Origin of the sequence: Corynebacterium sp., assembly GCF_030826625.1 — a bacterium.
Classification (GTDB): domain Bacteria; phylum Actinomycetota; class Actinomycetes; order Mycobacteriales; family Mycobacteriaceae; genus Corynebacterium.
On record NZ_JAPJNQ010000019.1, the window covers coordinates 19,394 to 30,101 of the forward strand.

Genomic DNA, 10,708 nt, shown 5'->3' on the forward strand with positions numbered 1-10,708 from the left:
CACATTCGGGACTCATCCGAATATTTCCGACCAGGCTAGTAACGAAATACGCTTAGTCACGGCTAACATAGCTGCGACTAAGCGTTTTCCGTCTAAGAAGAAATGATGGTTTTTCGTGGTAAAACACTCGGGCCAAGGCCCTGCTAGCGGAAGTGGCGAACGCCGCGGCACCCGCATCGAATTCACCAACGTCGAGAAGGTCTTTGAGAGCAAGAAGAAAGGCTCTGCGAAGGTCACCGCCGTCGACGATGTCACTTTGACTGTTGAGTCCGGTGAAGTCATCGGCATCATCGGCTATTCCGGCGCGGGTAAATCCACCCTGGTGCGCCTGATCAACGGCCTAGATTCACCTACTTCCGGTTCGTTAAAACTCGACGGCACAGAGATCGTCGGCATGTCGGAAGCGAAAATGCGCGGATTACGCCGCAATATCGGGATGATCTTCCAGCAATTCAACCTGTTTAATTCCCGTACCGCAGCCGCAAATATCGAGTTCCCACTGAAGCTCGCCGGTATCGCAAAAGCCGAACGCAAAAAACGCGTGCAAGAGCTGCTCGAATTCGTCGGTCTTGGCGAACGTGGCAACTCCTACCCCGAGCAGCTATCCGGCGGACAGAAACAGCGCGTCGGCATTGCCCGCGCCCTGGCGACAAACCCGTCGCTGTTGCTAGCCGACGAAGCCACCTCCGCACTCGACCCAGAAACCACCCAGGAGATCCTGGATGTGCTGCGTAAGGTCAACCAAGAATTCGGAATCACCATCGTAGTGATTACCCACGAAATGGAAGTCGTGCGCTCCATCGCGGATAAAGTCGCGGTGATGGAAAACGGCTCCGTCGTGGAATACGGCGAGATTTACGAAGTATTTTCTGCGCCGAAAACGGACGTCGCCAAGCGATTCGTCGCTACTGCCCTGCGCAATGAACCGGACTCTATCGAAGCCGATGACCTACTGGCCCACGACGGGCGCTTGTTCACCATCGAGCTGACCGAAAACTCCGGGTTCTTTGAAGCCGCCGCCGCGCTACGTTCAGCAGGTGGTTCCATCAATATCGTGCATGGTGGCGTCACCACCCTGCAGCAGCAGTCCTTCGGCAAGATGACTGTGCGTCTCAACGGCTCTGATGACACCATCGATGAGTTCTACCGCACCCTATCCCAGCGCACCCACATTGAGGAGATTAAGCGATGATTTCCGCAGCTGATACCAACTGGGACCGCCTGGGCCCCATGTTTTCCGACGCAATCGTCGACACAGTGGTCATGGTTGCTTTCGCCATGGCCGTCGGCGGCATCCTCGGCCTGGTCACCGGCGTTTTCCTGTTCACCACCCGCGAAAATGGGATCCTGCAGAATAAATTCTTCTACACGGTCCTGAACATTCTGGTGAACTTCGTCCGCCCAATCCCGTTCATCATTTTGCTGGCGTTGCTACAACCAGTGACTGTGGGAGTGATCGGCTCCTCCATCGGCCGCGAACCCGCGGCATTTGTGATGGGGATTGCCGCCACCTTCGCGGTTGCGCGTATCGTCGAACAGAACTTGGTGGCGATTGACCCAGGCATTATCGAAGCCGCCCGCGCAATGGGTGCTGGCCCGTGGCGGATCATCACGCGCGTGATCCTGCCAGAAGCCCTGGGGCCATTGGTCCTGGGTTACACCTTCATCTTCATCGCGATCGTCGACATGTCCGCGATGGCCGGCTACGTCGGTGGTGGCGGTTTGGGCGATTTCGCCATCGTCTACGGACACCGCGCCTTCAACTACGAGGTCACGCTGGTTGCTACTGCCGTGATCATCCTGATGGTGCAGGCCGCGCAGTTCTTCGGCAACTGGTTGTCCAAAAAGATCATGCGGCGCTAGATCACTGGCGTTAGATCATGCACCGCTAGTGTCCGCCCCTTTACTACCGCCCAGCCCGGCTTAATCGCCGGGCTTTTTCCATACGAACAGCACGTCATTAAACACAACTGCAGTCAGGTTACTGTCCGGTAGTCGGCGTGGTCATACCCGGCAAGGTTGCGTCACCAGGGAAAAGCCTTGGCCCAACCCACAACATGACGTAAACCAACCCGACAAGCACAGGAATCTCGACCATCGGACCTATTGTTCCAGCTAACGCTTGTGCGGAATGCGCTCCGAAAGTACCGATGGATACGGCAATAGCCAATTCGAAATTATTTCCGGCAGCTGTAAACGACACCGACGAAGACTGCGCATAATTCATCCCCACCAGTTTTGAAACAACCAACGACACAGCAAACATCCCAACAAAATAAAGCAGCAATGGGACGGCTACACGAACTACTGCCGTTGGTTGCGCTGCAATGTGTTCACCCTGCAGGGAAAACAATAAAACGATGGTGTACAACAGCCCAAGCAGCGCCAATGGTGAAATAGCTGGCAAAAATTTCGTTTCATACCACTGCCGCCCTTTAATATTTTCTCCCACACCCCGGGACAAAGCACCAGCAACCAGAGGCACTCCGAGGAACACCAACACAGAACTCACGATGGTCCAGAAGGAAAACTCCACTTCGCTGGCACCCAGCCCCAACCATTGGGGTAATACTTGCAGATAAAACCAGCCAAGCAGCCCGAACATAAGTACCTGAAATACAGAGTTAATAGCCACCAAAACAGCTGTAGCTTCCCGGTCACCACAGGATAGATCTGACCACACCAGCACCATTGCAATGCACCTGGCCAAGCCAACGATGATTAATCCAGTACGAAGTTCCGGCTGATCAGGTAAGAAAAACCACGCCAATGCAAACATGAAGGCTGGCCCCACCAGCCAATTAAGCACGATTGATACTGTCATCAACCGCTTATCTGCAACGATCTTGCGGGTTTTATCGTAACGAACTTTCGCTAGAGGCGGGTACATCATCACCAGCAAACCGAGTGTAATAGGCAAAGAAATACCACCTACTTCTAGCCGCGCCAGCGTTTCTCCGATTCCCGGCATCGTGCGCCCCAGGAGTAGTCCAACACCCATCGCGACGAGGATCCATACCGGTAAAAATCGATTCAACCAGGACATACGCGGACGTTGGGCAACGGTCATAAAACTCCTTAAAAACAATTCTGAACATCAAGCCAGAATCCTAAACTTATATCGATAGCTATCAATATTTTATATCGATAGCCGTCAATATAAAATAGTTGTTATGACCTCCCCAGAGACTCTCCCGCTGACTGATCTCACCTCCTGTTGTTCCCTGGGATCTGGCCTTTTGACCAAAAGTGAAGCTGAACGCTATTCCATTCTGTTCACAGCGCTGTCCGATCCCACCCGCCTACGATTGCTCTCGCGGCTAGCTGCGGAGGGATGCGAACCAGTTAGCGTCGCAGAGTTAACAGAATTATCAGGGTTGAGCCAACCTACCGTATCCCATCATTTAGCACGCTTAACCGAGGTCGGCTTATTGACCAAGGTACGAATCGGCCGTACGGTCACCCACCGCGTGCGTCCACAGCTTTTCGCAGAACTACGTACCGTCCTGCAGATCGGATAGAACTAAGCAAACAGCAACGGCGACACGATGGAAGGCAAGACAGCGCAAGGGACAAAATCTATGAATACGACCGGCACACGCGCTCACGAACGCAACCCCAACATTGACCACCCCAACATTGACCACCACGAAGCCATCATTATTGGAGGGGGCCAAGCCGGCCTAGCTACCGCATACTATCTACTGCGCGCTGGGGTCGACACCCTCGTTCTGGATGATCAAGACGCCCCTGGCGGGGCATGGCGTCACGTATGGCCGTCCATGACGTTGTTTTCCACCGCGAGTTTTTCTAATCTTCCGGGCAAACCTATGCCACAATACGACGGCTTCCCTCCGGCTGATCACGTCGTTGCTTATTTAGAAAAATACGAGAAGCGTTACCAGATTCCCGTCGAACGCCCCGTACACGTTGACCAGGTAGAACGGAAAGACGACGGCTACCAGGTTTTTGCTGGCGAGCAGTCCTGGACCGCAACACACATCGTCGCTGCCACTGGAACCTGGTCTAGCCCTTTTGTTCCGCATTACCCAGGCACGTTTGACGGCACCCAGTGGCATTCCGCGAATTATCCCGGGCCGGAACCCTTCCGCGATTCTTCTGTCGCTGTAGTAGGTGCCGGAAACTCTGCGGCACAAATAGCCGCCGAACTCACCGACTATGCCGATGTCACCTGGTACACCCGGCATGAACCACGCTGGATGCCTGATGATGTCGATGGCCGCGTGTTATTTCGCCGCAACAGAAAACGAACCCTAGCCCTGCAACGCGGTGACAAAGATCCTGGGGCTGATAGCAACCTGGGTGATATCGTCGTACTGCCGAAAGTGCGCGAGGCTCGTGATTCCGGGCGGTTGCAGGCAACGCCCATATTTGACTCACTCGATGAGGTAAGCACCGATCACCTTATTTGGTGCACAGGTTTCCGCCCGGCACTAAAACCGATTCGCCATCTGCTCAATGGCACGACACCAAAATATACCGATCTACACTTAGTCGGTTACGGTGACTGGACCGGCCCCGGGTCAGCCACGATCAACGGAGTCGGCCCCTTCGCCAAAGAAACCGCACGGAAAATCGCAGCCACATTCGGGAAAGAAGTGAAATAACCGGCGCGAAAATATCAGGACGCCGCTAAATCAGTGACCACCCAGCCCGGCTTCGTCGCAGGGTTTTTCCCGCAGGAAGCCACGACGCCGTCGAATAGCTTGTTCTCCAACCTCACTTGCCACACACGACCATCGCGGTGGCCGACCTTTACCGCGCAAGTTTCGGCGCTGGAATCGCTAGACTCCAGCCGCTGAGCAAAAACCATATCTTGGTAATAGAGCTGCTCACCGGCGGCCAACAATTCACCGGCCACCGCTACTTCCGCGGCCTGGCTCGGCTCATCGTAGATTCCCCGCCCACGGTTGGCGGGATGAAAATATTGGCCTTCTTCGGCCGCATGCAAAAGTTCACCACCAGCCTGCTCATTCAGCCGTCCAAAGCTATAGCCCCACGGCAGCAACAGCATCGCCGGTGCAAACCTGTGGCCTTTAGTGTGCGAGGTTTCCCAGACCACGTCACCGGTAGACGATTTCGTTTCCAAGTATGCAGCCAGCGGACGTCCTTTCACCGCGCAGCAAATGTCGCGTTTAGCGTGCGTGCATACCAGGAGCAGTGGATCACGGCTGGGTCGGGCAGCAAATTGTTTATTGTTCCCCGGCCCTGTCAGATCCAGTTGCAGAATATCTTCCGGCCCATCGATATAAAGTAGCTCCGTATATGCCTGTTCCGGATACACCAAATACACCCGGTGCTGACGGGGCATCTGGTGCCCGGCGCGACCAGGTTTGCGGATAAGTTGGAACCCCACCCCAGAACCCAAGTGCTCTTTGATTTTCTTGGAAAGCTCCACGCCGAAAGTATCACCATCAAGTACGTCATGGCTCCAGCCCGCGGGCCATTCAAAAACCACATACATCCGGTCGCGTTTAGCGGTGCCAGGTAATGGTTCTATTTGCACATCAGAGCATCGTGGATTGTGGTTCCGGGATTCAGGTTCAGTCATACCCCCAGCCTAGAACACAATTAGGCAACGATTTGGTTGAGCCTTTCTATCGCTTTGCTTTTGTACGCTGATTGTCTTGGCCCCCAGTATTGTGGGCGACTACGGTAATGAATATGGTTTCCCGGAAGCGATACGTGCCAGGCTTAGCTACTGCGGTAGCAAGCTGTCTGCTGTTAGGCGCATGCATGGATTCCGGGACGAATGTTGCCGGGATGGGGTCCGGGGGGCACCGGCCTGATGACCATTCCGTGAATTCACATCCCGCGCACACGGATGCTGTTGAAAAAGCACAGACGGGAAGCGCAGGTTCCGACGGTGCTCTTACCCCGCAAACTCCAGCCTCGCCACAGCCTGAGCATTCGGCACCGGCGGGTTTGACGGCTCTGGGCGATGCTAATGGCGCGCCAAAGACGGAGCGTTTGGAGGCACCGGCCCAATTGGCTGTCACAGATATTCGCATTGCTGGGCATGATGATTTCGATCGTGTGGTTTTTGAAATGGCAGGCAACGGCATGCCGGGCTGGTATGTCTCTTATACCGAACAGCCCTTCTATCAGGGCTCGGGCCGCACTGTGGATATGGAGCATTTCGTGGCCTTGAATATCAACATCGACGGCGTGGTGCGCTCGGATGAGATTGCAAAGGATCTTCCCAGTCCAGATTATGACGAGGTAGCCAAACTAGACTCTGATCTGGGCAAGCAGCTCGGCGTCGTCAAGGAGTTCATCCCTGGTGGTATGCATGACGGCCGTGCCCAGTATTTCCTGGGGTTGGATATGAAACAGCCATTTTCGGTACAGGTTTTACGGGGACCGACGCGGCTGGTCATTGATATTCTGCATTAGTACATGGCTTCGATACACCAAGCACGGTGTTGCCACACTAAGAGCCACGCTTTTGGGTGCTGCTCACCGGCGCTCTTGCCGACGAGCTGCATCCGCGCGAGCCGCTGGCTTTCATCAGAAATCTCGCTTTCCCACCATCCGGTGTCCACGGGCCATGGCACCGACCAACCAAGCACCTGGAATTTCTTTTTTCCCCAGGACATGCCGACGGGGTCGGCACTCAACAGTGCCTCTGCGGTGACAAAAACCGGGTTGCCGTGTTTGTCTACCAAGCGCACTCGGCTGGCGGGGTGATCCAGCCCGCCACCCAGTCGCGTTGGTAGTGGTGAGGGGATGGCACCGATCCATTCTGCATTGTGCCGGCCAGGTTCCCGAATATTTTCTGCAGCCTGCCCATAGGGCAAAAAGCGCACACGCTCGGCAACTCCCCTACCGCCAACAGCATGCGGTTGTTGTACGGCATCAAAACCGAGCATCGACTGCAAACGAGACACCACGGTGGTAGTGGTTTCTTCTGCCACGGCAGTATCGGCTTCAATGATGGAGCCGGTGGTTGTCGGAGTTTGGGTTTCCAATGGGATCAGGGATAATTCCACGATCGCCCCGGCCCCGCCGCTGGAAAGCCATCCATCGAGTTGCCAGCGTACGCGTTCGGCAGTGGCGTGTTCTGTCAATGCCGTGGTGGTGCGCCAGACTTTAGAAATCGTCGTTCCGTCGTCAGTTTCTGCGGCAATTTTGATGCGCACACAATTCAGCCCCTGTGCGGCTAGTTGCTGGTGCACCTGGTCGGCGAGCATGCGCGCAATAAAGGCGGCTTCATCAACACGCGTGATGGGCTCTTCCGGTGCGATGGTAGCCGACAGGTCCAGCTCTGTTGCATCGGGAGCGACGTTGCGTTGCTGTTGCGCGCTAGCGATGCGGTGGCAGTGCAGACCCGCGCTGCCGAAGCGAGTGCTGATCGCGGTGGTAGGCAGTTCAGTAAGCTCCCCCAAGGTGGAAATACCTAGACCACCAAGGGTTTCCACGGTGTCTTTCTGACAGCCCAACGCGGGTTCTGCGAGCAGCACAGACAGTGGTTGCTGCCGCAAGAATGCCGCGGACTCACGGGGCTGGACAACTGATCCAAGCACACGGTGCCGGGCAGCAATGATGGCAGTGGGTAACTCGTCGGCAGCCCCAACGGTGGCATCGATTCCCTCGTGTGCAGCAGCATCAATGAAATGTTCCAAGGCGGCTTGTTCACTGCCGTAGAAACGCGTGGCGGCAGTCAGGTTCAGCGCAACCATCCCAGGGCGCAGCACCTCAAGGGATGCAGAGACATCCTCCAGTTCCTCGACAATGGCGCTAAACAGGCGGCCGTCACGTTGCGGGTCGGTATCACGCACCAGCATGGATGGGCACAATGCTTGGGCTGCGCGCAGTTTCATGCCACGGCGTACCCCATGACCGCGGGCTTTATCGCAGCACGCTGTGATGCGATGGTTGCTGGCCAATGCGATAGCCGGGCTTTCTGCGCTCATGGACTGGCGGTTTTCTTCCAGCAATGCGGCTTGCACTGGCCAGTCTGGAAACCACAACACAGCAATGCGGTTGTTTACCCTGCGGGAATGCTGTTGTATTTCTGCTGCAGGCTGAATGCTTCGTTCTGCTGTCGGGTGAATGCGAGACGGAACCGTGGCAGTCATTTACTGCACCGCCTGTAGTGGTTCGGCGCTGACTGGTTCGACGCTGCTAGGTACTGCGGCGCCAGGTACGGAGGCGTTAGGCACTGCGCTGGAGCGCGCACCGCACGTGAGCATGACCGGCCCATTCCGGTGGGTTTTGCTGTAGGAGCTGACCGCAATTTCTGTATTTCGGATGCGCCCAGTACCGCAACCGATGCCAGCAAAACCAGTGACCTGAGCATTAATTGTCAATGCCGGTGAGGGCACTTGTGCACCAACAGTGAGCACAGCCGCCCTACCCTTGCGGATTTTCGCCAGTAGCGGGCGTGCTTGTGAAGGACTCAACGTGTGAGTACGCGGGCTGCGATAAATCAGCACATCCACGCCTTCTGCCAGTACGCCGAGCACCGTCATCCATTCCTTTCCTGGATGAGGAACCGAAATGATTTTGGAGAGATCTCCGTTTTCTGCGACCTGGGCCAAGGAGAGTTCCGACCAGTTCACAATAGCGATTGCTTTTCCTTGTACGCTCATATGTGCGATAAGTTCAGCGACGAGTGCAGGGCAGTCATTACAATGAGTGACAGAGTTTTTTGGCAGCCCACCGGTGGGAATGACCCTAGAGAGCTGACCAGAAAATTCCACTACACGGTATGAACCGACAGAAGCTTCGCCTGCTGCAAAAGCAGAATCAACACTGTGCAGACGTCGTTTTTGTTGCACGGGAGCCAAGCTCGATGCGGACTCCAAGCCAGAAATTTTATTCCGCAACGATGCCACACGCTCCGCACGCACGTCGGCAAGCGCAGCTGCAGATTCCTGCTGCTCCTGCCCGCTCACCGAACGAATGCCTGTTTGATTCATAACAGAAGTATGGCACAGGTTTTCTAAACACGCAACCATGTTCGAACACTTGGAGCTATCAAGGATCTAACATTTACAATGCGTAGACCCAGAAAATCAGATCATTTTCCATACATGCTGCCCCTACCTAAAATTTAGTTATTGGCAAGGTTAGGCAAAGTTTAATAAAATTATCTTATCCAAGAGGGGTTTCTGCATAAGCACAGGGTTGTCAAGCCCACTGACTGGGAGGAAAAATAAAAAATCTAATAACCAGGAAATTAACTACAACAATTCTAGTGGCGGCGGTATCTCTTGGTACTATTCAAAGCCAGGCTCATGCCGGAATTTCAGGAATTCGTGAGAATTGCTATTAAAAAATGCGGATTCATAACGTTGTATCCATAGTACTAGCGTTAATTGCCATCATATTGACTATTACCGAAATAGCTTCGACATTAGCGACGATGGCAATAGCGACACTAGCACTGATCGTTTTCATCTCCGGAGCTGAGACTCGAAAGCGCTAGCGCCAAGCGCCTGAAGCAAACTGAGATCTAAACTAGCTTCAGGCCCAGCATTGTCAACTACTCCTTATTCCCACTCGATGGTTCCTGGTGGCTTGGAAGTCACGTCGACGACCACTCGGTTGACCTCTGTCACCTCATTGGTGATACGCGTCGAGATCGTCTCCAGCACCTCATAAGGCACGCGGGTCCAGTCAGCGGTCATTGCATCTTCCGAGGACACCGGGCGCAGCACAATCGGGTGACCGTAGGTACGGCCATCGCCCTGCACACCGACAGAGCGTACGTCGGCAAGCAAAACCACTGGGCACTGCCAGATCTCTGCATCCATGCCTGCGGCCGTCAGCTCTTCACGGGCAATCAGATCTGCCGCGCGCAGGGTTTCCAAACGGTCTGCGGTAACCTCACCGATGATGCGGATGCCCAAGCCCGGACCAGGGAATGGCTGGCGGGAGACAATTTCATCCGGCAAGCCCAATTCACGCCCCACGGCACGAACCTCATCTTTGAACAGCAGACGCAGTGGCTCAACAAGCTCAAATTCCACGTCGTCCGGCAAACCACCGACGTTGTGGTGCGATTTAATATTCGCCGTGCCCGATCCCCCGCCGGATTCCACGACGTCTGGATACAGCGTGCCCTGCACCAGGAAGTCCACGGAAGCACCCTCCGGGGCATCATCCAACACGCCAGCCACGGCGCGCTCGAAGGAACGGATGAACTCCGCACCAATCGCCTTACGCTTGGCTTCCGGATCGGTAACACCGGCTAGCTTGTTCAAGAAAGCCTCACGCTCATCGACCGTAACCAGGCGTGCACCGGTTGCGGCAACGAAATCCTGCTCGACCTGCTCGCGCTCACCAGAGCGCAGCAGCCCGTGATCAACGAAAACACAGGTCAACCGGTCACCAATCGCGCGCTGCACCAGCGCTGCAGCCACCGCGGAGTCCACACCACCGGACAGACCACAAATCGCGCGGCCTTCCCCGATCTGGGCACGGACATCTGCCACCAGAGACTCAGCAATAGCGCCTGGAGTCCACGTCGGCTGCAAGCCCGCGACCTGCGTCAAGAAGCGCTCCAGCACCTGCTGGCCATGCGGGCTGTGCAAAACCTCTGGATGATACTGCACGCCAGCCATCTTCTTTTCCAGGCACTCAAATGCGGCCACCGGTGCGCCGGCCGAAGTTGCGGTGACTTCAAAACCTTCCGGCGCCTGAGAGACGGAATCGCCGTGCGACATCCACACCTTGTGGG

At 55.4% G+C, this 10,708-nt stretch carries 10 protein-coding genes; 5 read left to right on the plus strand and 5 right to left on the minus strand.

The genetic code is table 11. The features are described from left to right. Window positions 1–115 precede the first annotated feature (115 nt). Both RCH87_RS03950 and RCH87_RS03955 read left to right on the plus strand, forming a co-directional pair. Window positions 116–1,192, plus strand: coding sequence for a methionine ABC transporter ATP-binding protein (locus tag RCH87_RS03950; RefSeq protein WP_306515445.1), 1,077 nt, complete (start codon window positions 116–118; stop codon window positions 1,190–1,192). Next, entirely contained in the window at window positions 1,189–1,863 is a 675-nt protein-coding gene (locus RCH87_RS03955; protein ID WP_306515446.1) for a methionine ABC transporter permease, read from the plus strand. Before RCH87_RS03950 ends, RCH87_RS03955 begins: the two co-directional genes overlap by 4 nt. Window positions 1,864–1,981: 118 nt before the next feature. Here the strand turns inward: RCH87_RS03955 and arsB are convergent, their stop codons facing one another. Beyond that, window positions 1,982–3,070: an ACR3 family arsenite efflux transporter gene (arsB, locus tag RCH87_RS03960; RefSeq protein WP_021351925.1), complete on the minus strand. Its 1,089-nt coding sequence runs from the start codon at window positions 3,068–3,070 to the stop codon at window positions 1,982–1,984. Window positions 3,071–3,173: 103 nt separating this feature from the next. Between arsB and RCH87_RS03965 the strand changes: the two genes are divergently transcribed. Beyond that, window positions 3,174–3,521 (plus strand): helix-turn-helix transcriptional regulator, encoded by a 348-nt coding sequence (locus tag RCH87_RS03965; RefSeq protein WP_081703730.1) that lies wholly within the window; start codon window positions 3,174–3,176, stop codon window positions 3,519–3,521. 60 nt (window positions 3,522–3,581) lie between these two features. After that, window positions 3,582–4,628 carry an ArsO family NAD(P)H-dependent flavin-containing monooxygenase gene (locus RCH87_RS03970; protein ID WP_306515447.1) on the plus strand — a complete coding sequence of 349 codons (1,047 nt, stop codon included), beginning with the start codon at window positions 3,582–3,584 and terminating at the stop codon, window positions 4,626–4,628. Window positions 4,629–4,642: 14 nt separating this feature from the next. Here the strand turns inward: RCH87_RS03970 and RCH87_RS03975 are convergent, their stop codons facing one another. Beyond that, a complete protein-coding gene (locus tag RCH87_RS03975) occupies window positions 4,643–5,572 on the minus strand; it encodes a sucrase ferredoxin (protein ID WP_306515448.1) in 930 nt (309 codons plus the stop codon). A gap of 248 nt (window positions 5,573–5,820) precedes the next feature. Here RCH87_RS03975 and RCH87_RS03980 point away from each other — a divergent pair, with 248 nt between their 5' ends. Next, entirely contained in the window at window positions 5,821–6,417 is a 597-nt protein-coding gene (locus RCH87_RS03980; protein WP_306515449.1) for a hypothetical protein, read from the plus strand. Here the strand turns inward: RCH87_RS03980 and RCH87_RS03985 are convergent. The 3 genes from RCH87_RS03985 to guaA form a co-directional block, all read right to left on the minus strand. Continuing rightward, window positions 6,414–8,102 carry a DNA polymerase Y family protein gene (locus tag RCH87_RS03985; protein ID WP_306515450.1) on the minus strand — a complete coding sequence of 563 codons (1,689 nt, stop codon included), beginning with the start codon at window positions 8,100–8,102 and terminating at the stop codon, window positions 6,414–6,416. The genes RCH87_RS03980 and RCH87_RS03985 overlap by 4 nt on opposite strands. Further along, on the minus strand, window positions 8,103–8,945 hold the full coding sequence (locus RCH87_RS03990) for a hypothetical protein (RefSeq protein WP_306515451.1): 843 nt from the start codon (window positions 8,943–8,945) through the stop codon (window positions 8,103–8,105). It lies immediately after the preceding gene. Window positions 8,946–9,518: 573 nt separating this feature from the next. Further along, the coding region (guaA, locus tag RCH87_RS03995; RefSeq protein ID WP_306515452.1) for a glutamine-hydrolyzing GMP synthase at window positions 9,519–10,708 on the minus strand (1,190 nt) is incomplete at its 5' end.

What these genes read in the sequence shown, in the direction of transcription:
- RCH87_RS03970 (WP_306515447.1), top strand. Translation starts at nt 3,582, where the DNA reads ATGAATACGACCGGCACACGCGCTCACGAACGCAACCCCAACATTGAC.
- RCH87_RS03965 (WP_081703730.1), top strand. Translation starts at nt 3,174, where the DNA reads ATGACCTCCCCAGAGACTCTCCCGCTGACTGATCTCACCTCCTGTTGT.
- RCH87_RS03955 (WP_306515446.1), top strand. Translation starts at nt 1,189, where the DNA reads ATGATTTCCGCAGCTGATACCAACTGGGACCGCCTGGGCCCCATGTTT.
- RCH87_RS03975 (WP_306515448.1), bottom strand. Translation starts at nt 5,572, where the DNA reads ATGACTGAACCTGAATCCCGGAACCACAATCCACGATGCTCTGATGTG.
- arsB (WP_021351925.1), bottom strand. Translation starts at nt 3,070, where the DNA reads ATGACCGTTGCCCAACGTCCGCGTATGTCCTGGTTGAATCGATTTTTA.
- RCH87_RS03990 (WP_306515451.1), bottom strand. Translation starts at nt 8,945, where the DNA reads ATGAATCAAACAGGCATTCGTTCGGTGAGCGGGCAGGAGCAGCAGGAA.
- RCH87_RS03985 (WP_306515450.1), bottom strand. Translation starts at nt 8,102, where the DNA reads ATGACTGCCACGGTTCCGTCTCGCATTCACCCGACAGCAGAACGAAGC.